The 24,768-nt window shown below is 63.1% G+C and carries 13 protein-coding genes; 6 read left to right on the forward strand and 7 right to left on the reverse strand.

Going from position 1 to position 24,768, the window contains the following annotated elements; all coding sequences use genetic code 11:
• The 5 genes from BM382_RS04535 to BM382_RS04555 are packed head-to-tail and all read right to left on the reverse strand — an operon-like array spanning position 1 to position 16,097.
• Complete coding sequence (locus tag BM382_RS04535; RefSeq protein WP_053158244.1) at positions 1–1,635, reverse strand: NAD(P)/FAD-dependent oxidoreductase; 1,635 nt, start codon at positions 1,633–1,635, stop codon at positions 1–3.
• 50 nt (positions 1,636–1,685) lie between these two features.
• Positions 1,686–7,010, reverse strand: coding sequence for a type I polyketide synthase (locus tag BM382_RS04540; RefSeq protein WP_072442012.1), 5,325 nt, complete (start codon positions 7,008–7,010; stop codon positions 1,686–1,688).
• A 48-nt stretch (positions 7,011–7,058) separates the two neighbouring features.
• The gene (locus BM382_RS04545; protein ID WP_072442014.1) at positions 7,059–14,435 is read right to left on the reverse strand and encodes a type I polyketide synthase; all 7,377 of its coding nucleotides are present in this window, start codon (positions 14,433–14,435) and stop codon (positions 7,059–7,061) included.
• 32 nt (positions 14,436–14,467) lie between these two features.
• Positions 14,468–15,817: an NAD(P)/FAD-dependent oxidoreductase gene (locus BM382_RS04550; RefSeq protein WP_011061079.1), complete on the reverse strand. Its 1,350-nt coding sequence runs from the start codon at positions 15,815–15,817 to the stop codon at positions 14,468–14,470.
• 13 nt (positions 15,818–15,830) lie between these two features.
• A complete protein-coding gene (locus tag BM382_RS04555) occupies positions 15,831–16,097 on the reverse strand; it encodes a phosphopantetheine-binding protein (RefSeq protein WP_011061078.1) in 267 nt (88 codons plus the stop codon).
• A gap of 485 nt (positions 16,098–16,582) precedes the next feature.
• Here BM382_RS04555 and BM382_RS04560 point away from each other — a divergent pair, with 485 nt between their 5' ends.
• The 3 genes from BM382_RS04560 (at position 16,583) to BM382_RS04570 (ending at position 21,488) form a co-directional block, all read left to right on the forward strand.
• Positions 16,583–17,614, forward strand: a complete 1,032-nt coding sequence (locus BM382_RS04560) for a LysR family transcriptional regulator (protein WP_011061077.1) — start codon at positions 16,583–16,585, stop codon at positions 17,612–17,614.
• A complete protein-coding gene (locus BM382_RS04565; RefSeq protein ID WP_019094888.1) occupies positions 17,611–19,119 on the forward strand; it encodes an NAD(P)/FAD-dependent oxidoreductase in 1,509 nt (502 codons plus the stop codon). Before BM382_RS04560 ends, BM382_RS04565 begins: the two co-directional genes overlap by 4 nt.
• Before the next feature lie 149 nt (positions 19,120–19,268).
• The gene (locus tag BM382_RS04570) at positions 19,269–21,488 is read left to right on the forward strand and encodes an OsmC domain/YcaO domain-containing protein (protein ID WP_072442017.1); all 2,220 of its coding nucleotides are present in this window, start codon (positions 19,269–19,271) and stop codon (positions 21,486–21,488) included.
• A 109-nt stretch (positions 21,489–21,597) separates the two neighbouring features.
• On the opposite strand, the gene BM382_RS04575 is transcribed toward BM382_RS04570, so the two are convergent.
• Together BM382_RS04575 and BM382_RS04580 are read right to left on the reverse strand one after the other, a co-directional pair.
• The gene (locus tag BM382_RS04575; protein WP_072442019.1) at positions 21,598–22,035 is read right to left on the reverse strand and encodes an HIT family protein; all 438 of its coding nucleotides are present in this window, start codon (positions 22,033–22,035) and stop codon (positions 21,598–21,600) included.
• 74 nt (positions 22,036–22,109) lie between these two features.
• Positions 22,110–22,469 (reverse strand): DUF7677 family protein, encoded by a 360-nt coding sequence (locus BM382_RS04580; RefSeq protein WP_015635455.1) that lies wholly within the window; start codon positions 22,467–22,469, stop codon positions 22,110–22,112.
• A gap of 69 nt (positions 22,470–22,538) precedes the next feature.
• Between BM382_RS04580 and BM382_RS04585 the strand changes: the two genes are divergently transcribed.
• From BM382_RS04585 to BM382_RS04595, 3 genes are read left to right on the forward strand one after another with little or no spacing between them, the layout of a single operon-like run.
• Complete coding sequence (locus BM382_RS04585) at positions 22,539–23,504, forward strand: suppressor of fused domain protein (RefSeq protein ID WP_072442021.1); 966 nt, start codon at positions 22,539–22,541, stop codon at positions 23,502–23,504.
• 20 nt (positions 23,505–23,524) lie between these two features.
• Entirely contained in the window at positions 23,525–23,965 is a 441-nt protein-coding gene (locus tag BM382_RS04590) for a hypothetical protein (protein WP_072442023.1), read from the forward strand.
• A 54-nt stretch (positions 23,966–24,019) separates the two neighbouring features.
• Positions 24,020–24,640: a GIY-YIG nuclease family protein gene (locus tag BM382_RS04595; protein ID WP_072442025.1), complete on the forward strand. Its 621-nt coding sequence runs from the start codon at positions 24,020–24,022 to the stop codon at positions 24,638–24,640.
• Positions 24,641–24,768: the final 128 nt, after the last annotated feature.

Here is a 24,768-nt window from a genome sequence, read left to right on the forward strand (position 1 = left end):
TCAACTCTCCTTGCGCAGGGAAGGTTTTCTGAAGGATCGATAGAAAATCAGCCGCCCGACCTCTGAGGGCACTTGCATCAGGCCCCACCAGAGCGCCTTGAGCTTTCTCAAGGTGGTCAGTTGATAGACACGAGCGTGAGGATTAGCAAAATCAAAAATAGGCGGAACAAAACTGGCGTTGGCAAGCTCCGCAAAGATGCTGCTCGCCGCGTGCGCAGCAGAGACCTTGGCGCTTTTGACGTCATCACAAAGGCCCAGCGTAGTGTTGAGAATATCCTTGTACCCCTGATACAGAGGCATCCAGAAACCGTCCTCTGCGAGCTGGTCGATTTCATCGAACACTTGCGGGTCCAGGTCCTTGGCAAAGGCATCGTTGATCTTGCGCGCGGTGATGGTGGCGGCAATCGACTGCAGCAGCCAGACACGGGCGAAGGCATTCCACAACTCGGGGTCGCGAAACGACACATAGGCCGCCGAGGCGATCCGGTCACTCAAGCTGATGATGCTGTCCTGGGTCAGGACAAAATCATTCAGGGCCGGGCTGCGGTAGTCACCGCTGTGCGCCGCCTTGATCAGCCGGTGCGCCAGGGCCAGAACCAGTTCCGCAGCATTGGACAGCTTGCGCGAGAACAACAGATCGTTGCTCGCGGCGCCCTCGTCGAACATCAGGCAGCGGCGTTCGAGCGCCGTGCGATAGACCTGCCGGGGCGGCTGGCGCAGCGCCCACTCGCGCACCCGCCGGGCGCCGGACAGGTGCCGCCCCAGGCCGGGGTACAGCTCGATCAGGCCGGCCAGTACCTGGTCGCCGTCCATGCTCGGGCAGAGGTCCTCACGCAGTGAAACCAGCACGCTGACCAAAGGGTTGCGCGAGTGCTGATGGTTGTTGAACGGGATGACCCCCACCCAGCCCCCATCGAACACATGATGCAGAGTGCCGCCATGCCACTGGCCGGGAAAATCGCCCTGCACGCACTCATCGAACGGCACCACCCCGAGCATATGAGTGGAGAATTCCAGGGTCCGGGTCTTCTGCGTCGAAGCCTGGCTGACCAGGCCAGCCTGCCGCGCCAGCACCTGGCCGCCCTGGCTGCCATCAACCATGAAATCGGCAGTGACCCAGCGCCCCAGTGCCGTAGCTACCTTGACCCCGCTGTCCTCGACCAGCACCTCTGGGCTGTTGTCGATCTCCACCAGCTGCGCGCCATAACCGATGGCCGCCGCCAGCAGATAGGCATCGATATCGGGCCTGAACAGATGGTTCTCGCCATGCTCGGAGGGCACGTTGAATTGCAGCGCCTGGCCCAGGTCCACCGCCCGGCTGCGCTGGTGATAGATGAACCCGAGGTTCTTCTTGACCCCGGAAGACGGCATCACCTTCTGCTGGATATCCCGGGTGCGGGCGATATTCTTTATTTCCGGCACGCCATAGCGGTCGGCAATCAGCTCGAAAATCATCGAGGTATAGGGAATCGTCGCCTCACCGGTAAGGTCGGGGGGCATCTGCCGGTTGCGCAACAAACCGACCCGGACCTTGTTCCGGGCCAGGCAGGCGGCGAGCATGATCACGCTGATGCTGTTGCCCGCCAAGAGAATGTCGTAATGCTCTGGCGCCTTGCCAGACTGCACATCGTTCATAACCACCTCAATCACAGATCATGGGTCTGGGTTGCACTGCCCGCGGCCCGTCAGGCCTCGGCCACGCAGCCCTGTTCCTTTATCGAACGGGCCAGGAAGTCCGGCCACATCAGGCCCGGACACTCAAGAAACTCGCGGGCCTTGATCTCCAGCTTCAGATCGCGCCGGCAGCGGGCGACCATGTCCATCACCAGCAGCGAGTCCAGGCCGTAGTCCATCAGGCTGCCGCCATCCTCGAGCTTGGCCCGCACCTGTTCGGTCTTGACCCCGAGCAACTGCGCGTACTGCTCCCACACGTAGTCATCCAGCAATGCCAGGGCAGCGGCTTCGTCGGCGCCCGCCAGTTGCTGCAGGATCTCCACGTTGCTGCTGTCGCCGGCCCTGGCGGTCGGAGCCTGGCTGCGGATGTACTGCAGCAGCGGTTGCGGGCCGCGGGATTCGAGCAGTGGCTTGAAGCGATTCCAGTCCACCCCTGACACCACCATCTGGGGCAGCTCGCTGGCCAGAATCCGCGACAGCAGGCCGACGTTCTGTACCGGGGCGATCTGTTTCAAGCCAACGCTGGTGAGGAAATTCAGCACCTGCTCGTCGAACAGGTGACTGCCGCCGGCCCACAGCCCCCAGTCGATCACCAGGGCACTCAGGCCCATGGCCCGACGCTGCCACGCCAGGCTGTCGAGGAACTGATTGGCGGCTGCGTAGCTGGCGACATGCTGCGAACCCCAGACACTGGCGATGCTCGAACACAGGACAAAGAAGTCCAGGTCCAGCCCCAGGGACAGTTCGTGCAACAACCAGGTGCCCTCGACCTTGGGCCGCATCACCTGGTCGAAACTGTCACGGTCGACGTCCTTGAGATCCTGCGGAATTGAAATTCCGGCGGCATGGAAGATGCCCTTCAGGCTCGCGCCCGACGCCTCCAGACCGCAGAACAGCCGCTGCATGTCCTGGGGCGAGGTGATGTCGGCCTGGACGTAACTCACCCGCGATGCCGCAGCGCCGAAGCGCTCCAGGCCCGTGGCGACATCCTCCAGTGGCCGCCGGCCGGTGATCAGCACAGCGCCCGCGCCTTTATCCAGAAGCCACTGGGCCATGGCCAGGCCAATTCCACCCATGCCGCCGGTAATCAGGTAACTGCCCTGCGGGCAAGGTGCATAGGCCTGTGCTGGCAACTGCGTAGCGCTGAAATGGTTCAGGCGCTGGACATAACGCTTGCCCGGGCGCAGGCAGATCTTGTCCTCGCCATCGGGGTCGCTGACTTCTTCGGCCAGCGCCCTTGCCCAGTGAGGATCGTCGGGGGCCAGGTCGATCAGCCCGCGCCAGTGTTCGGGGTGCTCCAGGGCGAGCGTCTTGCCCAGCCCCCACAACGGCCCGGTCGCCACTTGCAGGGGCTGGTCGCGATCCAGGCCAACAGGGTTTGCCCCTTGGGTCACCAGCCACAACCGGCCACCGCGCGGGCCCAGTTCGATGAGCGCCTGGACCATCTCCAGCAACGGGTGGAACAGTGTCGCCTGCAGGCTCGACAGGCTCTGCAGCGTGGTCGAGCCGGCATCCTCGATGTCTTTGCCATCGAGCACGATGATATCGGCGGCCAAGGCCTCGCCTTCATCGGTCAATGCCTGGCTCGGGTCCTGGGCCAGCACCCTCCGCGCGCTATCGAGCAACTGCTGCGGGCACAGGACCCGGGCACGATGCCCGCCACGCTGCAGGTGTTCGACCAGGGGAGCGGCGGTCTCCGGCGAGCGGCTGACCAGGGTGAACAAGCGGTCCTGCTGCGGCACTTCGGCGCGCTGGCGAGGGCGTTCGAGCCAATCCAGGCTGTAGAGCACGTCGGGCTGGTAAAGCATGCCACGCAGCGCCTCCTCACTCGGGGCGGCAGCCAGGGTCAGCCCTTCCAGGCTGCCTACACACTGGCCGTGCGCATCGTACAAGGCGCAGTCGAACTGCTGCGGATGTGCCTGGCTCGTGGCAATCACCAGGCTTTGTGCCCGGGGCGAAGCGGACCGGCTGGCGACCCAGCGGCGGATGCCGCTTATCGAGCCCGGCGCATCGCCCGGCACCGCCTGCCCCAGGTACTCGAGGACCTGCCCAAGGTGATTGCCGTGCGGATCGGGTTCTGCCGGCAACTGCATGTGGTAGACAAAGCCTGCGTCCTGGGTGGCGGCATGGCCCGGGTCCGGCAGGCCGCCCCGGACAGCCGCCGGCAGGCCTTCCAGGGTCAGCGACAGGACCGGCTGCCAATCGGCACCGGCAACCTTGGCCGCTGCGCTCAGGGCCGAGCAGTTGACCTCCCAGGCCGCCCCGGACAGCGGCTTGAGTTCGGTGAACAGATGCAACTGGTCATCGACATGGAACGCCAGGGCCGGGGTGATGCTGGCGAGGCTCACCCCATAGGTGTCCAGCTGCAAGTGGCCGGCCAGCTCATCGCTCAGGGCTGCCAGCAACCGGTCAGGACGCAGCAGCGCCAGGTCATCGCGGATCTCGCCGCCCACGGCCTGCAGGAGCGCGCTATCGAGCGTCGACTCGAATGCCGGAGTGGGTGCATTGACCGAATGCCCCAGCAGCCGGCCGACCGCTCCCGCAGCGACCTGTTGCAGGGGCGAGCCGCTGGCGTTGTCGAACCAGTAGCGCTGGCGCTGAAACGCATACCCGGGCAAGGCCTGGCGCAAGGCCCCGTCATGCTCGTGCAGCCGGGCCCAGTCGAGGTTATGGCCGCCCACGTAGAGCTGCGCGGCGGCCAGGCGCAGGTCCCTGGACGGATCGCCGGCCCGGCGCAGGCTGGCCAGGACCAGGCTGCCGTCCGCCAGGGGGTGACGGCCGATCAGCGGCGTCAACACAGCATCGGAGGCCACTTCAAGGAAGGTTTTCACCCCCAGCTCTGCGATCAGGGTGTTGACCCCTTCGCTGAACCTCACGGCCTGGCGGGTGTGCGTACACCAGTAATCGGGCGAGCTCAGGCTGGAGAGCGTATGCACCCGGCCAGTGACACTGCTGATGACCGGCAAGCGCGGCTCGCTGAAGGTGATCTGCGCCACCGTCTGGCGGAACGCTTCAAGCATCGGCTCGGTGGCTGCGGTATGGAAGGCATGGGAAACCGCAAGCTTCTTGACCTTGCAACCGCTGGCGAGTGCCGCTTCGGCCAGCGCCTGGACCTCGGCTTGCGGCCCGGCCACCACCACGTCCTGCGGGCTGTTGACCGCCGCCAGTTCGATCGCGCTGCCGGGCCGGTCCTTGAGCAGCTCCAGCAGTTGCGCCTCGCTCATGCCCAGTGCGTACATCGCGCCGCCGGCCGTCATCAGTTGCTGGGCCAGGCGCCCACGCGCCTCCACCATACGCAGCGCGTCAGCCAGGGATACCGCCCCGGCCACACAGATTGCACTGATCTCGCCGAAACTGTGTCCGAACAGCGCATCGGCAGCGACCCCCCAATGCATCCACAACCGCGCCAGGGCATATTCGACCGCGAATATTGCCGGCTGGGCATAGCGGGTCTGTTGCAGGTAGCTGTCACTGGCCGCACCCGCGTCCAGCACCAGGGTCAGCAGGTCCACGTCCATCAGCGGCTGCAACAGGGCGCGGCATTCATCGATCTGCGCCTTGAAGAATGGTTCGCTGTCATACAGTGCCTGGGCCATTGCCCGGTACTGGCAGCCCTGCCCCGGAAAGAGCATCACCAGCGGCGCCGCCGCTCCCTGGCAGCGCCCTTCGAATACATGCCCCACCACCTTGCGTGACGCATAGGCTGCCAGTTGCTCGCGCAGCCCCTCACGGCTATCGGCCACGGCCGCGAAACGATGGCCAAAGTGCGCCCGCCCGACGTTCGCCGTGTAGCACAGGTCCTTGAGTTCGAGCTGGCTGTTGTCGGCGATAAAACGTTCATAGCGTCCGGCAATCTGGCGCCGGGGCGTCTCGCCCTTGGCCGACAGAGTGATCAGTTGCCAGGGGTTGTCGCGCCCCTGGGCACGTTCGCGCAGCGGCGCGTCGCCCACTAGCACATGGGCGTTGGTGCCGGTGACACCAAACGAACTGACACCGGCGTGCCGCGCCTTGCCCTGGCGTGGCCAGGGCGTGGATTCGGTGACCACCTTCAGGGCCAGGCGATCCCATTCGATCCGCGGGTTGGGCGTGTTGAAGTGCACCTGGGGCACCAGGGCCTCTTGTTGCAGGCACAGCAGGACCTTGGCCAGCCCGGTCACCCCGGCGACCGGTTCGAGATGCCCCATGTTGGCCTTGATCGAGCCCACCAGCAGCGGTGCATCCACGGGCCGCTGCTTGCCCAGTACCGCATGCAGGGCGTGCAGTTCGATCGGGTCGCCCAGCGCGGTGCCGGTGCCATGGGCCTCGACATAGTCGACCTCGCTGCCCTGGAGCCCGGCCTGGCCGAGCGCCAGCCTGATCACCTCTTCCTGGGCGTGGATGTTGGGCACGGTGATGCCGCTGCTGGCGCCGTCGTTGTTGACCGCACTACCCTCGATCACGGCCAGCACCGGGTCCTGGTCGCGTACCGCATCGCTCAGCCGCTTGAGCGCAAGGATCACGCAGCCTTCGGCGCGCCCGTAGCCATCGGCCGCCGCGTCGAAGGTCTTGCAGCGGCCATCGGGGGCCACGGCCCGCAGCTTGCTGACCAGGATGAAACCGTAGGGCGACAGGATCAGGTTGACCCCACCGGCCAGCGCCAGCTCGCTCTCGCGGCTGCGCAGGCTGTTGCAGGCCTGGTGCAGGGCCACCAGGGATGAGGAGCAGGAGGTGTCGAGCACCACCGCCGGGCCCCTGGAGCCCAGGGTGTAGGCAATGCGCCCGGCCACGAAGCTGGTTTCGCCATAGAACTGGTAGGCGTTGACGTCCTCGACCGCGCCCAACTGCTGGCGCAGGCGCACGTAATCATTGGTACTGACCCCCATGAACACGCCGAGCTTCTTGCCATGCAGGCTGTCGGGGGCGATCGCGGCGTTCTCCAGGGCCTCCCAGGCAACCTCCAGGGCCAGGCGCTGCTGGGGGTCCATGCCTTCGGCTTCCTTGGGCGAAATGCCGAAGAAGCCCGGGTCGAACTGATCCACCCCCTCGATGAAGCCACCGCGCATGACGTAGGCCTTGCCGGGTGCCTGGGGATCAGGATGGTAATAGTCGGTGCCGTACAGACGGTCGCTGGGCATGTCGCCCACCGCATCGGTGGCGTTTTTCAGCAGGCTCCACAGCCGCTTCGGTGTGTCGGCACTGCCCGGCAGCCGGCACCCCAGGCCCACTACGGCGATCGGCTCGACAGGCGCCGAGCTCTTGCCGGCCACCTTTTCCTTGAGCGCACGGATGGTGGTGATTGCCTGAGCAAGACTCTCTTGCAGCTGTTCCTTGCTTACATCGCGGACATCGTTATCCATAAAGGCCTCGATCAGTGATTCTCTGGCAGTTGTCATCCAGCCCCAGGGCTAGTAATTGGCGATATCGCGCAGCTCGTCTTCGAGAGCACCAATCAGCTCGGCCCGTGACAGTTCATGCAGGTCCTGATGCCGCGACGCTGGCGACACAGGTTCGGGCGCCGCCACCGGCTCCCGGGTTTCAGGCGCCAGGAGCTGGCCCATGAGGTAGTCCGTGACCTGTTCGATGGAGGTGTATTCGAAGCCGAAGGTCGAAGGCAGGTCGATGCTCAACGCCCGGCCCAGCCGTGAGCGCAGGTCCAGCGACATGACCGAGGACATGCCCATGTCGAAGAAGCCCTTCCTGACATCGAGCTCCAGGCCATCGGCAACGCCGAACACCTGCCCCACTACCTCGCAGACCAGCGCCTGCATGGCCCGGCGCTGCTGCAGCGGTGGCAGGCCAATCAGCTCGGCCAGACGCTGATCCGCTGCGCTATCCGCTGCACCCAGGTGTTCGAGCAAGGGCCAGGGCAGCACGCTCAGGTACAGCCCTTTGAGTTGTTGCCAGTCGACATTGAGCAGCCCGCACTGGCCCTGGCCACCCAGCACGCGGGCTATGGCCTGCACTATCTGCGAGCGCTGCAAAGGCTGCAGGCCGCTGCCTTGCATGGCCGTGCGGGCTGCGGCGTCCTGCTCAAGCTCCTGTTCGCTCTGCGTCAGGTGCAGCAGCTGGCAGTTCAACCCCTGGCGCCGGCGCTGTGCATGCACCCACAAGGCATATGCATCGGCAATCGCCGAGCGGGCGAAGCCGGCCCCGCCAAGCAGGGAAGACACGCTGCCCAGGACCAGGAAGAACGCTTCGGGGTCATCGATCAGCTGGTGAACCTGCTGCAAGACCTCAAGCGGCCGAACGCCTTCCTGCATTCGCACGACAAATTCCGGCTCCTTGAGCGCAACCGTGCGCCAGTCAAGATCGAGGTGGATAAAGCCGGCGATGCGGTCTTGCGCTCGCAGCGTCGCGAAGGTGTCAGCCAGGTTTTCCCGGCTCAGGTCCGAGAGGCTGCTGATCGCCATCGCTTCGGGCATCCGCTCAGGCATGTGCAGTTGCCCGGGGGCCTCGCAGAGCAGCAGCACACGCTGCACACCCCGCTGCCCGAGCGCCGTCAGCACAGGCTCCAGGTCAGATCCCGGGACGGCATGCAGCACAACGGTTCCGTTCAGCGCCGGCGGCTCCAGGCGCTGTAGCGGGTCGGCTTGATCCTCCATCAGGTATTGCACCTCGACCCGGGCGCCGCTGATCGCAAAGTGATCATGGCCAGGTTGGCCGTGCAACAGCCGGCAGAGGCTGGCGTAGCTTCTTCTGTCGCTGCCCTGCAAAGTCACCAGACCGCCCCACCAGGCAGGATGCTCCAGGGCGAAGATATGTGCGGCGCCCTGCCAGGTGGCCTGGACAGCGGCCATGGCCGGCGACGCAGCATCACTGGCATGAAGGGCGAACCAGACCGGCTTTGCCGGTGTTCCGACGCTGGCAATCGCACCGGCGAAGGCCTGTACCAGCGCCGCAGAGGCCACCAGGGATATACCGAGGCCGTCGGCCTCCTGAGCCTCACCGCCGGCAACGATCACCCCCAGGCAGGACGGATCGGCCACTGCCCCGCGCAACGCCGAGGACAGCTTGCGGGCCAGAGGTTGTTGCCCGGCGTGCAGCTCGATGACTTCGACTGGACGCTGTTCAGCCGCAAACGCCGCAGCCAGTGGCTGGACCTCGGCAGTGCTCCAGGCCAGCACCATCCAGTAGCCCTCGCGTTGCCGAGCGCCCTCGCCCGGCATCGGATAGTCCTGCCATTGGCGAGCGATCATCGGCAGGTCGAGGGGTGCGGTCTGGAGGTCGGGCAAGTACCACGAACCAGGATGGCCAAACTGCGGACCTTCGAACAGCGCCAGCTGGCAACCCCGGGCATCCACTACCTGCAGGCTGTCGGGTTTGTCGGCGTCATGGCCGGCCAGCACAATCCATACCTGCGCCGGCAGGTCTGCCCATACCTGGAGCCCGGAGAACCCGACCAGCGCGGCGGCGTGGGCGCCTTCAAACAGCTCGACCACACTGGCCAGCAACTGGGTCTGGCGCTCGGCCGCCGTCAGGGAGTGGGCAAAGCGGTACAAGGCCCGCTGCCCGCCCGTGGCCGCACACCCGGACCATGGGCACAGGCCAACGTCCGGCGCCGGCGGTGAAGGCTCATCGAGCATCGACACCCCGCACAGGGTTTCCTCCTGCAACTGCGCTGCACAGTCAACCAGGGTTCCGCTCATGCAGACCTGGCGGCGCTCGTCGCCGGCCCCTTGCAAGGCCAGTTCGAAGCAGGCGTCAGGCGCCTGGGTGAGGTGGATGCTCAGGTGCGAAGTGAGGTGCTGTTCGCCGCGCAGACGCAGCTGGGCAATCTGCAAGTCGCGGATCTGCTGCACGCCCCGCGGTGTTTCCCGCACCGCCTGGAGCACGGCATCCAGCAACAGGTGAGTCTTGACCCTGTACCCCTGTTCGCCCAGCGGGTCGTAATGCCCGGCCTGGGGAGCGAGAGCCCCCGACCAGTACCAGAGCTGCCCGGCCGGCCGTACCAGCCTCTGCAGGCAAGGATGGCCCGAGGCTGCCCGGGCGGGCTGCACCGCCGTAGCCGGCTGGCCAGCATCGATCCAGTAGTCGTTGAGCTGCCAGGGATAGGTGGGCAACCCGATGGCCTGACAGCCGTCCGGCAAGCGCTCGGGGCCCGGCGACTGGGCGCCGCGGCCAAAGGCCTCGGCCAGGGTTGCCCAGGGTTCGCCGGCCGCGGGTTTGCGGTCATTGGCGATGGGGCTGCCGGCCAGCCAGGCCTGTAGTGCCTGAGCCAGCTCGCGGCAATCCTGGCCGTGGACGACCAGGCGTTCCTTGAACGCCGTGCGCCGCATCAGCGCGTTGTAGCAGATGGTCTGTGGGCAGTGCTCGGTAGCGCCCAGGAAGGACACATAGCGCTGGGCCAGCTCCGCCAATGCCGCCGGGGTGGCCGCGGACAGGCACAAGGCCACTGGTGCTGTGGCGGGTGGCAAAGGCGCTGTCGCGGGCGCCGTATAGCCCTTGAGCAGCACATGCACGTTGGTCCCGGTGAAACCAAAGGCACTCACCCCGGCCACCCGCGACTCCGGCCGGCCCGGCCAGTCCATGGCCTGATGCGCCAGCTTGAGGTTCATGGCCGCCCAGTCGACACGGGTGTTGGCCCGCTGCAGATGGGCTTGCGGGGCAATCCGGCCGTGCTCCACCACCAGGCAGGCCTTGATCATCGAAGCGATGCCCGCTGCCGCCTCGAGGTGCCCGATATTGGCCTTGACCGAGGCCACCGTCAGCGGCGGACTGTCGGGGCTGGCCTGGCGATAGGCGTTGTGCAGGGCGTTGAGCTCGATGGGGTCACCCAGCACCGTGCCGGTGCCATGGGCCTCGACGTAGCTGACTTGCTCCGGATGCACGCCGGCGTTGGCCAGTGCTTCGCTGATCAGCGCCTCTTGCGCCGGACCATTGGGCACTGTCAGCCCGGCACAGGCACCGTCGTGATTGACCGCCGAACCGAGAATCGTCGCGACAATCGGGTCACGCTCCCGCTCGGCCTGGGCCTGGCGCTTGAGAATGACCACGCCGCAGCCCTCCCCTCGACCGTAACCGTCGGCACTGTCGTCGAAGGCCTTGCTGATGCCGTCCGGGGCCAATGCGCCGGCCTGCCCCATGGATTGAAAGATCGACGCCGAGGCGATGACATTCACCCCACCCACAATCGCGATGTCGCACTCCGCGGCACGCAAGCTGTTGCACGCCAGATGGATGGCCGTGAGCGATGACGAGCATGCGGTGTCCACCGTCAGGCTCGGCCCACGCACGCCGAGAAAATGCGAGAGGCGCCCGCAGATCGCCGAAAACGAACTGCCAGTGCCGTAGTGGGCATCCACGCCTTGCGCGCTACCCAGGACCCGGGTTTCGTAGTCGTGGGAGTTGGCCCCGACAAACACCCCGACCCTCTGTTCCAGCAGCTTCTCCTGAGGGATACCGGCCCGTTCCAGAGCCTCCCAGGCCACCATCAGCAACAGCCGTTGCTGGGGGTCCATGCTCCGGGCTTCCTTGGGGGAAATGCGGAAGAACGCTTCGTCGAACCCTTCGGGGCGCTGGATAAGGCTGGCAAACCGCGGGAAGGTTTCCTCCGGTTTGGCGTCGGCGAGCCGGGACGGCGGTACCGGCCCCACGGTGTCCGTCTGTTCCAGCATCAGCTTCCAGAGTGCCTCGGGGCTGTCGGCCTGGGGAAACCGGCACGCCATGGCCACCACGGCGACGCTCCCCGCGGCGTCGGTCGCCCCGGCATCGACCGTTACCGGGGTGCTGGCCGGCTCCCGGGACAGCAGCCCTTCCAGGTACTGGCCCAGCCGGTTGATGGTGGGATAGTCGAAGCCCACGGTCGCCGACAGTTTGAGGGCGAACTGGCGCTCCAGCATGCGCTTGAATTCAACCAGGGAAATCGAGCTCAGGCCCAGTTCGAAGAAGCCTCGATCCGGGTCCGGGTCGGCACAGGCCACGCCGATGATCTGCGTCAGCAGTGCACCAATCTGCGCCCGCACATCCCCCACCGGCTGCGCCGCTGCGGGCACCTTGGCCGGTGCCGGCACAGCGGCCTGTGCCAGCTGCGGCACGCTCAGCGCCACATCGTTGGCCTGGGCGCAGAGATTGCCCTGGGCGTCATACACCAGTACCTGCGCCCGCAGCTGGGACACGAGCCCTGCCGGCTGCGGCCGCGGCGCCGGGGCAAACCAGAAACGCTCCTGCTGCCAGGGATAGGCCGGCAGCTCCAGCGCCGCCTCCCTGGGTTGGAAGGCTTGCCAGTCGGGACCTGCGCCCCACTCGTACAGGCGGGCAACAATACTGGCCAGCTCCAGGGCGGCGTCGCCCTGCTTGTGCAAGGCGCCGCACACCAGTCCCTGGGTTCCCTTGTCGGCCAGGGCCTGGTTGATCGACGCCGCCAGCACGGTGTGCGGGCCGATCTCGACGAACAGCCGGTGCCCCTGCTCGATCAACTGTTCGATGGCGCGATCGAAGCGCACGATGCCACGGGCATTCCTCGCCCAGTAGTCGGCATCTGCCAGGATCGGCTCCTCGGGCATCGCGCTGGTGGAAATCCAGGGCGTGTGCGCGGCAACCACCGGCAAATCCTCCAGCCCCGCGCGGATCTGCGTCAGGCACTCATCCATCTGGCAGGAGTGGAAGGCATATTCCGCCGGCATCAGGTAAGTGAAGATGCCTTCGTCACGCAGTTGCTGATCCAGAGCCTGTACAGCCTGCGGGCTGCCGGACACCACACAGCTGTTTCGACTGTTGACCACCGACAGTTCCAGTTGCGGGTTGTTCGCCAGACGCGACTGGAGCGTCGGCGCGGGCAAGCCCACCACCAGCATCCGCCCCTGCCCCAGGGTGTCCTTCATGGCCTGGGCCCGATGGTGGATGACCCGCACCGCCGACTCCAGGTCCAGTGCTCCGGCGCAATAGGCCGCGGCCACTTCCCCCATGGAGTGACCGACCACCGCCGCCGGGATCACACCCCACTGGCGCAGGCATTCACTGATCGCCACCTGGATGGCAAAGATGCAGGGCTGGGCAAATTCGGTCAGGTGCAGGCGGGACCCACTGGCGTCGCTGCGCAGCTCGGCCTCCACCGACCAGCTTGCCCACTGGGCCAGCGCCTGGTCGCAACGCCGGATCATCGCCAGGAAGGCCGGCTCCCGTTCAAGCAGGTCGCGGCCCATTCCCACCCACTGGGCGCCCTGCCCGGTAAACACCAGCACGGGCCCGCGCCGATCCTCTTCGTCCGTCGTGCAGGCCAAGGTCGGGGCCGGCAACTGCTCCAGCTGGCTCTTCAATTGCGCGGCGTTCGCACCCACCACGGCCGACCGGTAGGGAAAGTGATCACGACGATGAATGGCGCTGGCGACAAAGGCTTGCAATTGCCCATCGTCCTGCTGCGGCAGATGAACGGCATAGGCCCTGGCCTGCTCCACCACGGCCTGCGCGGACCTGGCCGATACCGGCAGGACCCAGGGCCGGCCCTGTGCCGATCGTTCCTGCTGCGGCTGTGCCTGCCGATAGGCGCTGGCATCTTCGAGAATCATGTGGACGTTGGTGCCACTGAGCCCGAAACCACTGATTCCAGCCAGGCGCGGCCGGTCGGGCAACGACTCGATCGCCGTGGGCACCGCCAGCCGGGAACGCTTCCAGTCCACCAGTGGGTTCAACTGTGCGAGATGCAGTTGCGCAGGCACCTCGGCGTGCTTGAGAACCATCATGGTCTTGATCACGCTGGCCATTCCGGCGGCCGCATCCAGATGGCCCATGTTGGCCTTGACCGAGCCCACCCACAGCGGCCGCTCACGCCCCTGGAAGGCACTGTCCAGCGAAGAGAGTTCGATCGGATCGCCCAGGGGCGTACCGGTGCCGTGGGCCTCGACATAGTCGATGTCGTCCACGCTCAAGCCGGCCACTTTCAGGGCCTGGCTGATCACCGCAGCCTGGGCATTGGCGTTGGGCACGGTCTGGCCGGCACTGGCGCCATCCTGGTTGATCGCCGAGCCCCTGATCACCGCCTGGATCGGGTCGCCATCGCGCAGGGCATCTGCCAGGCGCTTGAGCACCGTGACCCCGCAGCCCTCGCCCCGGACGATCCCGTCGGCCGCCGCATCGAATACCCGGCAGCGACCACTGGGCGAGATCGCCCTGATCTGGCTCATGTAGATCGTCAGGTCCGGCGCCAGCATCAGGTTCACCCCTCCGGCCAGGGCCATGTCCGCCTCCCCTGCCTGCAAGGCGCGACAGGCCAGGTGCATGGCCACCAGGGAAGAAGAGCATGCAGTGGTCACGGTCATTGCCGGCCCATGAACACCCAGGTGGTAGGCAATACGCCCGGCGGCGAAGCTGAATTCCTTGCCGGCGGCATAGTAGGGATTGATCTGCTCGATGCCGGCCTCGCGGGAGTGCAGTGCCAGGTAATCCATGCCCAGCATGCCGACATAGACCGCGGTCCTGCTGCCTTTGAGCTGCTCGCGGGTCAGGCCGGCACGGGCCACGCTTTCACAGGCGACCTCCAGCAGCAGGCGCTGCTGGGGGTCCATTTCCTTGGCTTCAGAGGCCGAGATGCCAAAGTAATGCGCATCGAAGCGGTCGATGTGCTCGAGGAACGCCCCCACCTTGCTGTAGGTCGTACCGGTTTCAGCAGCGCTCTCATCGTAGATCGCCGCTGTGTCCCAGCGCTCTGCGGGAACCGGTCCGACAAAATCGGTCCCAGCACGAAGGAGCTCCCAGAATGCCTCGGGGGTCGATGCACCTTTGGCAAAGCGGCATCCACTCCCGATGATTGCAATGGGTTCAAAATCCATGGGCGCACGAGCATCCATTCAGTCATCTCCTTCGACTGGGTGTTTAGTGTTTAGAACGCGGGTTTGGCGGTAGGAACCTGCATGTCGCCCAGGTACTTGTGCCAGAGGTGTTCCGGGTCGCTTTCAACCGCAGCGATGATTTCGCGCATCTTGTCCAGCACTTCCAGGCGCTTGCCGCTGTAGACGTCCCCTTGCAGCAATTGCAGGATGTCCAGGCGGTAGCGTGGGTCTTGAACGAACGCGGTGAAGAGGATGTTCAGGCGGTAATAGAGCGTGATGAACTCATACCAGTTCTTGATGCCATTCCTGATCATGCCTTCGTAGTGAGTGAAACTGGACTTGCTAAAGTCGTTGTTCTTCACCGCCTCGATGATGTCGCCGCTGGCGATGCGCGCACTGTTGAGTGCAACGCTGACGCCGCTGGAGAAGATCGGGTCGACGAACCGTGCGGCATCGCCGATCAGCACGAAGCTGTCGCCACAGACTTCTTTCATGCCGTAGCTGTAGTCCGCCTCTTTCTTGAACGGGCGGACCTGCTCCGATGCCTTCAGCGCGTCATGCAGGTTTTCCCGGGTCTTCACCGCTTCCCAGAAGAACTCTTCATAGGTGAGGTCGGAGTTGGTGTAGTTCTGCTTCTGCGTAACCACGCCCACGCTGGTAATGGTTTCGGTGATCGGGATCTGCCAGACCCAGGTATTGGTCATCGGCAGGAAGTGAATGAAGATGTAGTCGACCTTGTCCGGGCTTTGCGTCGCCGACTTGCGGTCGAAGTTGTCGAACCAGGAGTGAATCGCGAACTGGTTGAAGACCGGGTCCTTTTCTCGCAAGCCCAGCCGGCGGCCCAGCAGCACGTTGCGACCGCTGGCATCCACCACCATCTTGGCCTTGATCTCCACGCTGCGCTTGCCCAGCTTGGCATTGACAATGACATTGCCCGGGCTGAGAAACTCGACGTCAGCGATCTCCACGCCCTGGAAGACCTTGGCCCCCAGCGAACCTGCGTGCTCCAGAAGAATGCGGTCGAACTTGCCGCGGTCGACGTGGAACGTGAAGTCGCGATCGACCCCTTCCTGCTTGCGCTCGTTGAAGAGGATTTCCGCCGAACGGAAATCGTGGTCCAGGCCCTGGAAGCCCATCTTGTCTTCGGGGCCGGAATCTGCCGAGGTCCAGGCAGCGCCGAACTTCTTCGGGAAGTTGGCTTTCTCGATCTTTTCCATCACCCCGATTTCCAGCAGCACCGGAGTGGTGGCCGGTACCAGCGACTCGCCAACATGCTCGCGCTCGAACAGTTCTTTTTCGAACACCGCGCATTTGACACCGGCTTTTGCCAGGTAGGAGGCCATGGTCGAACCCGCCGGCCCGCCACCGATAATCACTACATCATAATCATGATCGCTCATTGCCCACTCCCTGTTAGGCGCACTCGGCCTTTAGTTGCTCGACAGTCCTGGATATTGCATTCAGGTCTTTAAAATATTTGCCGGTGATATGGGTACTTGGAATCGAGACACCCATTTCATCCCTGATGTAGACCATGAGCTTGACGATATTCATCGAGTTGAGAATGCCCCACTCCAGTAGTGGAGTCTGGTCATCAAGCTCATCTTCCTTTGCACTTGGCCCGATCAAATCTTCCATGATGTAGCGACGAATCTTTTCTTTAACTTCCTCTCCGTCCATAGACGTACGCTCCTGCATTCGACAATCGTGGGTTGGGAAAACCCGTCTACAATCCTCAATAAGAATGCACTTGTGAATAGCCGTTTTTGCAAAAGGCCTTTGCATATCCGCAAAGGCAAAACAGCCCCGACAACATCGAAGCCAACACAACTTAACGATGTTCCACAGGCCTATATGACAGCCTTCAGAAAGTCATCTTCGAGCGCCCAAGCATAGTTTTGGCGCTCTGCGCAATTAGCCACTAGAACTATTTTTGTATCCAGATAGTGCAAACCAAGCCTTGCACTTGGACGGTGTTCCGCTCTGCGCCGGGTAGAGCTGTGGCGCCTGAAATGTTATGAATCAATTTTCCCAAAGCCAACTAATCATGGCCCCAGCACTGCTTGACAAACAAAAAGCCTAGCCGTACTAAGGAGGCTGTCATGATCTATTTGTAATTTGCCTTTACAAAAATAAGACACTAAAAATTCTAAAAGGATTTAGGAATGAAGGCGCTAGGCGTTGTCAATGACATAGACCTTTATATATCCGTAACTAAAACGGGTAGTTTCTCCGAAACAGGAAGACTACTTGGCATCCCACCTTCTTCGGTGATGCGCAGAATCAATAGCCTCGAAAAAGAACTTGAAACCTGTCTATTCAATCGATCGACAAAATGCTTGATACTTACCGAAACAGGCCTGCTCTTTCTCGAACATGCAAAGAACATCTCGAGATGCATTGGGCATGCTAGATCAGAAGTAAAAGAACACACTGCATCGACCCTAGGCGTTCTCAAGGTTTCAGCACCCGTGGCCTTTGGACGGCGCCATGTAGCGCCTTTATTGAGCAGAATACTGAACCATCATCCCGGTTTGAAAATTGAATTCTCGCTTAACGACAAAGCTCTCGACCCCAGCATCGATAACGTCGATATCTGTATCAAGCTGGGCATATTGCCGGACAGTAATCTGATTCCAACGAAACTTGCGGATATGCGGCGCGTGCTCTGCGCAAGCCCGGAATACATCCGGCAACATGGCTGTCCGCAAACTCTTGAAGACCTGTACCAACATGCCTGCCTGATCCACAGCACCTGCAGCAACTTCTCACTGACCTGGCAATTCAAGGTCGATGGCCTGCTCAAGAAGCTCATGCCCAGCAGCCGGCTATCGGTCAACAGTTCCGAGTTGCTGGTGGACGGCGCCCTTCAGGGCATAGGAATCATCCACGCGCCCACCTGGCTGGTGCATGAACAGATCGCCAGCGGCCAACTGGTGTCGCTGCTCGACGAATATTGCGAGGCCGATCCGCAACAGGGAGCGATCTACGCACTGAGGGCACGCAGCAGCGTTGTCCCGGCCAAGACCCGCCTGTTCATCAATGAGTTGAAACGCTCGATCGGCAGCACGCCTTACTGGGACTTGCCGTTTGAAAAGGAAATACCGCAGACCCTGGCCACCCTGCATTTCGATACCGCAATGCATTCAGCGCTTTCCAGAGCGACCACCTTGCAAGACAAGAGCCAGACATCATGAATCAGTACGACGTCATTATCATCGGTAGTGGTATCGCCGGCGCGCTGACCGGCGCCGTCCTCGCGAAGTCCGGGCTGAACGTTCTGATCCTCGACTCGGCCCAGCACCCACGATTCTCCGTCGGCGAAGCGGCGACACCGGAAAGCGGTTTTCTGCTGCGTTTGCTCTCAAAGCGCTTCGACATCCCTGAAATCGCCTACCTCTCGCACCCCGACAAGATCATCCAGCACGTCGGTTCGAGCGCCTGCGGGATCAAGTTGGGCTTCAGTTTTGCCTGGCATCAAGAGAACGCGCCGTCGTCCCCTGACCACCTTGTGGCCCCGCCGCTGAAGGTGCCGGAAGCCCATCTTTTCCGGCAGGACATCGACTATTTCGCCCTGATGATTGCCCTGAAACACGGCGCCGAATCCAGACAGAACATCAAGATCGAGTCGATCAGCCTCAACGACGACGGGGTCGAGGTGGCATTGTCCAATGCCGCCCCCGTCAAGGCCGCGTTCATCATTGACGCTGCTGCCCAGGGCTCTCCGCTCTCCCGCCAACTGGGCTTGCGCACCACCGAAGGGCTGGCGACCGACACCTGCTCATTCTTCACCCACATGCTCAATGTGAAGAGCTACGAAGATGCCCTGGCTCCGTTGTCCCGCACTCGTTCCCCCATCGAACTGTTCAAGAGCACCTTGCACCACATCTTCGAAGAGGGCTGGTTGTGGGTCATCCCCTTCAACAACCACCCGCAGGGCACCAATCAGTTGTGCAGCATCGGCTTCCAGTTCAACAACGCCAAGTACCGTCCCACCGAGGCGCCGGAGATCGAGTTTCGCAAACTGCTGAAAAAGTACCCGGCCATCGGCGAACACTTCAAGGATGCGGTCAATGCCCGGGAGTGGATCTACGCGCCGCGCATCAACTACCGCAGCGTGCAAAATGTCGGGGATCGCTTCTGCCTCCTGCCGCAAGCCACCGGGTTTATCGACCCGCTGTTCTCCAGGGGGTTGATCACCACCTTCGAGTCCATCCTCAGGCTGGCCCCCAAGGTGCTGGACGCCGCCCGCAGCAACCGCTGGCAACGGGAACAGTTCATCGAAGTCGAGCGCCATTGCCTGAACGCGGTGGCGACCAATGACCAGTTGGTCTCCTGCTCCTATGAAGCCTTCAGCGACTTTCACCTGTGGAATGTGTGGCATCGGGTCTGGCTCAGCGGCTCCAACCTGGGCAGTGCCTTTCTGCAAAAGCTGCTGCACGACCTGGAACACAGTGGCGACGCCCGCCAGTTCGATGCAGCGCTTGAGGCGGTGCGCTTCCCTGGCTGCCTGTCCCTGGACTCGCCCGCCTACGAAAGCCTGTTCAGGCGGTCGTGCCAGGTCATGCAACAGGCCAGGGAGCAAGCCAGGCCGGTGGCCGAAACCGCCAACGCGCTGCATGAGCTGATCAAGGAGCACGAAGCCGAGTTGTTGCCCCTGGGCTATTCGCGGATATCCAATCGTTTCATCCTCAAAGTCTGAATGCCTGAGTGATGCCCGGGGCCGGGCGCCGGTGTCTGTGACCGGCAGCCAGCCCTGGCGATCCACCCGTCCGCCGAAAACCACAACACTTCCCGCGCAAAAACCCGGATAATGCCCGCCATTTTTTGCTTTGTGATGCCGGTGCCCCCATGGAAATCAAGGTCAACTTTCTCGACAACCTTCGACTTGAAGCCAAGTTCGACGACTTCACGGTGGTGGCCGACCAACCTATCCGCTACAAGGGCGATGGTTCGGCGCCGGGTCCGTTCGATTATTTCCTGGCTTCTTCGGCGCTGTGCGCGGCGTACTTCGTGAAGCTGTACTGCCAGACCCGCAATATCCCCACCGACAATATCCGCCTGTCGCAGAACAACATTGTCGATCCGGAAAACCGCTACAACCAGATCTTCAAGATCCAGGTCGAGCTGCCGGCGGACATCAGCGACAAGGACCGCCAGGGCATCCTGCGTTCCATCGACCGTTGCACGGTGAAGAAGGTGGTGCAGACCGGCCCCGAATTCATCATCGAGGAAGTGGAAAACCTCGACGCCGATGCCCAGGCGCTGTTGATGCCGCAATCGGGCTCCAGCGAAGGCACCTACATTGCCGGCAAGGACCTGCCCCTGGAGCAGACCATCGCCAACATGTCCGGGATCCTCGCGGGCCTGGGGATGAAGATCGAAATCGCTTCGTGGCGCAATATCGTGCCCAACGTCTGGTCGCTGCATATCCGCGATGCGCAGTCGCCGATGTGCTTCACCAACGGCAAGGGCGCCACCAAGGAAAGCGCACTGGCGTCGGCCCTGGGCGAGTTCATCGAGCGCCTGAACTGCAACTTCTTCTACAACGATCAGTTCTGGGGCGAAGAGATCGCCAACGCCGAGTTCGTGCATTACCCGGACGAGCGCTGGTTCCAGCCGGGGCGCAAGGATGAGCTGCCCAAGGAGATCCTCGACGAGCACTGCCTGGCCATCTACAACCCGGATGGCGAGCTGCGCGGCTCGCATCTGTACGACACCAACTCGGGCAATATCGAGCGCGGTATCTGCTGCCTGCCCTATGTGCGCCAGTCCGACGGTGAGGTGGTGTATTTCCCCTCCAACCTGATCGAGAACCTGTACCTGAGCAACGGCATGAGCGCCGGCAACACCCTGGCCGAAGCCCAGGTGCAGTGCCTGTCGGAGATCTTCGAGCGGGCGGTCAAGCGCCAGATTCTCGAAGGCGAGATGGCCCTGCCGGATGTGCCTCAGGAAGTGCTGGCCAAGTACCCGAGCATTCTGGCCGGCATCCAGGGTCTGGAAGAACAAGGCTTTCCGGTGCTGGTCAAGGATGCGTCCCTGGGTGGTGAGTTCCCGGTGATGTGCGTGACCCTGATGAACCCGCGCACCGGCGGCGTGTTCGCCTCGTTCGGCGCCCACCCGAGCTTCGAGGTGGCGCTGGAGCGCAGCCTCACCGAACTGCTCCAGGGCCGCAGTTTCGAAGGCTTGAACGACCTGCCGCAGCCGACCTTCGAAAGCCAGGCGCTGATGGAGCCGAACAACTTCGTCGAGCACTTCATCGACTCCAGCGGCGTGGTGTCGTGGCGTTTCTTCAGTGCCAAGGCGGATTTCGAATTCGTCGAGTGGGACTTCACCAGCCAGGGCAGCAGCGGTGAAAGAGCGGCGGCCAACGCCGAGGAGGCCGCGACCCTGTTCGGCATCCTCGAGGGCCTGGGCAAGGAAGTCTACATGGCGGTGTACGAACACCTGGGGGCCACGGCCTGCCGCATCCTGGTGCCGGACTACTCGGAAATCTACCCGGTGGACGACCTGATCTGGGACAACACCAACAAGGCGCTGTTCTTCCGTGAAGACATCCTCAACCTGCACAGCCTGGACGAAGACGGCCTGCGCTCGCTGGTGGAGCGCCTGGAAGAAAGCGAACTGGACGACTACACCGACATCACCACCCTGATCGGCATCGAGTTCGACGACAACACCGCCTGGGGCCAGTTGACCATCCTGGAGCTGAAGCTGCTGATCCACGTGGCCCTGGGGCAGTTCGACCCGGCCAAGGAGCTGGTGGAGATGTTCCTGCAATACAACGACAACACCGTCGAGCGCGGGCTGTTCTACCAGGCCCTGAACGCGGTGCTGGAAGTGGAGCTGGACGACGAGCTGGAGCTGGGCGACTACGAGGCCAACTTGCGGCGCATGTTCGGCAACGAACGGATGGACGCGGTGATCGGCTCGGTGCAAGGCCGCGTGCGCTTCTACGGCCTGACCCCGACCAACCTGCAGCTCGAAGGCCTGGACCGCCACCTGCGGCTGATCGACAGCTACAAGAAGCTGCACGCAGCGCGAGCCAAGTGGAGCGCAGCAAAGCGCTGATCAACAGCCCCTTGTAGGAGCGAGCTTGCTCGCGAAGCACTCAAGCACGCCGCGCTCCCCCAGTGAACGCGGCGTTTTTCGTTAACGAGCATCGCGAGCAAGCTCGCTCCTACAATTGGCCAGCCAATATCCGGGCAAGCTGCTGGCGCAATGGACCGTGCTCGGCCTCGACATAGGGCGACGCGGTCTTCCAGTCGTAGAACCACACCGGCATCCGGCGCTTGCCCTCCGGCTCCGAGGCGTAGCGGGGAAAGATATGGCAATGCAACTCAGGCTCCGAGTTGCCGAGGATTTCATAGTTGATGCGCAGCGCTCCGGTGGCCTCGAGCAGCGCATCGCCGATGCGGGCCATGTCCAGCAGGTAGGTGGCCCGGGCCTGGGCATCCAGGTCGTTCAAGCTGGCCACCACCGGGTCCGGCAACAACAGGCAATAGCCCTCAAGAAACTGCACATCGCCCATCACCGCCCAGCCCGAAGCCATGCGGCAAATCACCTTGTCGTTGGCACCCTGGCGGGCCAGTTCTACACGTTGCGAAATCAGCGACATTCATAATCCTTGATGAGGGGGTTCGTCGTTTCGACGCCATAGTGCCCGAGGCTTGTATCCAGCCGTCGAAAAACCTAGGCCACGCCGGCTGGCCAGGGCTTGCTGTCGTCCCGGTCGGGCGGGCCGTACAGCTCCTGCTCCCAGTCCTCGAACGCCGGCCGTGCCTGGTAGCCCGGATCGCAATACTGGCGGATGTACTGCGCCGCCCGGTGCTCGGCGTACTTGGCATTCACCGGTACGCCCTGCTCGTCCAGCTCCAGCACATTGGCAAAAATGGCATAGGCCATCTCCAGCATGCTCGGCTCGTCCCCGAGGCAACTGCGGTAGTCGACGCCTTCCAGCAACGGATAGCCCAAGGTGCCATTGGCGACCCAGAAACTGAAGGTTCTCAGTGCCCCGGAAAACTCCGGACTTAGCTTCTTCGGGTAAGACATGCTGATCACTTTCCTTGATAGCGGACCGGGGCGGATTCTCGGGCAGCCACACCGGCAAGGCAAGGCTTCGTGCAACTTGCATCCGTCGGTTTCCATGGGCACGGCAAACCCGTCACAATGTGCCCCCTCTCTCTACCCCTGTGCTGTGCGCCTTGTGCAACGCACTTGCCCCGCAAGGATCGCCCGATGAATTTCCTGGAAAAACTGCTCAGCGTCTTCAAAAAGCCGGCGCCACAAAAGGCCGAGCCCACCCTGCCCGCCGGCAAGCCGGCCGCCGCAGAGGAGCCCTACGCCCAGTACCAGCCAACCCAAGCAGAGCTGGCCGGCATTGCCCTGATGGAGGCCGGTGCCGCCTGCCTCGATCGCCACTGGCAAGCGGTCGGCCACTGTGAGCAAGACGTCCTGGGCTTCGCCATCAGCCCCAGTTTCATGGGCGGCTCGCACTGGCCCTCCACGCGCCAGGCCTATCGCATCGTGCGTCGCAACAACGGCATCATTCTCGCCACCGAGGGCCTGTCCGACCCGTTCGATGGGGTCACAGGTGATGATCTGGGCAATGGTTTCGAGATGGAACTGTTCGTCGAAACCCCGGACATCCCACCCCATGCCCAGGGTGCGGTGGGTGATGTCTATCCGTTCGCCGATAGCTGGGCTTTTGAACTGCTGCGCTGCGTGGCCAACACCACGGCCGATGCCGGTGGCCTCACTGCACGCCTGCAGCGCTACGGGGTGCTGTCCCTGGAACTGCCCGGTGTCAGCCAGTCCCGCGCCATGAGTGAGCAACTGCCAGCGCATTTCATCAGCGCCGACGACTGCGCCGGGGTACTGGTGGGCGGCCCGGCCCCGGACTTCCCGACACGCCTGGAAGACATGCCGCTGTCCCCCGTGACCCTGGTGCCGGTGGTGCTGATCACCGCCGCGGAGCTGGAGTACGTGCGCAGCGGCGGGGCCCAGGCCCGGGAAGACCTGGCCGTGCGCTTGAGCGCCGCCGGCCATGGTCATGTCAGCCATTTGCAGCGCGCCAGCCTGATCTGAACCAAGGAGCCTAGCCGTCCATGTCAGAAGCCGATGCCTACTTTCCTTTCTACCTGTTCGCTGCCCGGTTCCCGGACCAGGCAGAGGCCGAACGGTTTGCCTTCGAACAGTGGGAGCCCGCCCCCGGGGCCGATGTCAGCGACGCCGAGTTCAGCGCTTGGGAAGCACGCAACCCCAGCTGGCGCCTCAAACAGGAGCTGGGGTACTACATGGACTCCGATTTCGTCGAGCTGATCGGCAGTGAAGACGGCCCGCAATACCTGGAATCGCTGATCCGCAGCGACGCCGAAAAACACCAGCTGCGCACGCGCATCGACTCCGGCTACAGCCATTTCATCATCGTTGGCTGCGAGTCGATTTACGGTGACCACAAATCGATCTCCGGCGGCGCCAATCAACGCCTGCCCGCAAGCACGGCAACCCTGGACTACCTTGGCGAGTTCAACGTGGAGCCCGCATGAGCGGGCCCTTGCAATCAGCGATTGCATTCAGCAGCCCGTAAGGAAGGTGGCTAGATGGACCTCGATTTTGACGATGAAGAAGCGCAGTTCAACGAGTACTACGCTGACTGCACCCCTGCCCTCTATGCCTGGCTCTATATCGCCATCGACATCCGCGACATGGGCCTGACAAAGATCGGGCTGACCACCAAGCGAACTCCGCAGCAACGGATTGCCGAAGGCAAGACCTACAATCCTTTCCTTACCCTGTTCACGGTCTATGAACTGTCCAAGTGCTCCAACGGGACTTCGCGCCGGGAGCTGTCCGACATCGAGCGTTACATCCATTCAAGATCGGTCTTTGGAGAGCCGATCAAGCACTTGGACACCGGCCGTGACTCCGAATGGTTCCCCATACATCCCGAGGAGGCAGAGGCTCAAGTCGACTGGATTCTGGCTCGCCGCGGGTTCTCGGTCGGTGGAAAGAATCTCTACAGCCACTATGAGCGAGATCAAAAATTCAACGGCATCGATGTGCAGCGAATGCGCCAGATCAAGAAAATCTTTCGTCCCAATCCACGGGATCTCCACGAACGGGCTGACAAGGCCGGCATGGACTTCCATGACTATCGTGACTACCACGCTTTCCTGCAGCAGTTTCACGCAAGGGACGCCGAGGGAAAGATCTACCTCTAGTCCGCAGGCCCTGGCGCAGCTGGCCTGAAGCAATAATCCATCAAGCCGATTCCTCTGCCCCGCACTAGATGCTAAAAAGGCCCCCAGCGTTCCCATGCCACCCTTGTCGTGCCAGCCGTACCACGAGA

This window comes from Pseudomonas sp. NFPP25 (assembly GCF_900116505.1).
GTDB lineage: Bacteria > Pseudomonadota > Gammaproteobacteria > Pseudomonadales > Pseudomonadaceae > Aquipseudomonas > Aquipseudomonas protegens.

Excerpts from the sequence above, each read along its gene's own strand:
- BM382_RS04550 (WP_011061079.1), bottom strand. The coding sequence starts at position 15,817 with ATGAGCGATCATGATTATGATGTAGTGATTATCGGTGGCGGGCCGGCG.
- BM382_RS04535 (WP_053158244.1), bottom strand. The coding sequence starts at position 1,635 with ATGAACGATGTGCAGTCTGGCAAGGCGCCAGAGCATTACGACATTCTC.
- BM382_RS04545 (WP_072442014.1), bottom strand. The coding sequence starts at position 14,435 with ATGGATGCTCGTGCGCCCATGGATTTTGAACCCATTGCAATCATCGGG.
- BM382_RS04555 (WP_011061078.1), bottom strand. The coding sequence starts at position 16,097 with ATGGACGGAGAGGAAGTTAAAGAAAAGATTCGTCGCTACATCATGGAA.
- BM382_RS04590 (WP_072442023.1), top strand. The coding sequence starts at position 23,525 with ATGTCAGAAGCCGATGCCTACTTTCCTTTCTACCTGTTCGCTGCCCGG.
- BM382_RS04560 (WP_011061077.1), top strand. The coding sequence starts at position 16,583 with ATGAAGGCGCTAGGCGTTGTCAATGACATAGACCTTTATATATCCGTA.
- BM382_RS04595 (WP_072442025.1), top strand. The coding sequence starts at position 24,020 with ATGGACCTCGATTTTGACGATGAAGAAGCGCAGTTCAACGAGTACTAC.
- BM382_RS04565 (WP_019094888.1), top strand. The coding sequence starts at position 17,611 with ATGAATCAGTACGACGTCATTATCATCGGTAGTGGTATCGCCGGCGCG.
- BM382_RS04540 (WP_072442012.1), bottom strand. The coding sequence starts at position 7,010 with ATGGATAACGATGTCCGCGATGTAAGCAAGGAACAGCTGCAAGAGAGT.
- BM382_RS04575 (WP_072442019.1), bottom strand. The coding sequence starts at position 22,035 with ATGTCGCTGATTTCGCAACGTGTAGAACTGGCCCGCCAGGGTGCCAAC.
- BM382_RS04580 (WP_015635455.1), bottom strand. The coding sequence starts at position 22,469 with ATGTCTTACCCGAAGAAGCTAAGTCCGGAGTTTTCCGGGGCACTGAGA.
- BM382_RS04570 (WP_072442017.1), top strand. The coding sequence starts at position 19,269 with ATGGAAATCAAGGTCAACTTTCTCGACAACCTTCGACTTGAAGCCAAG.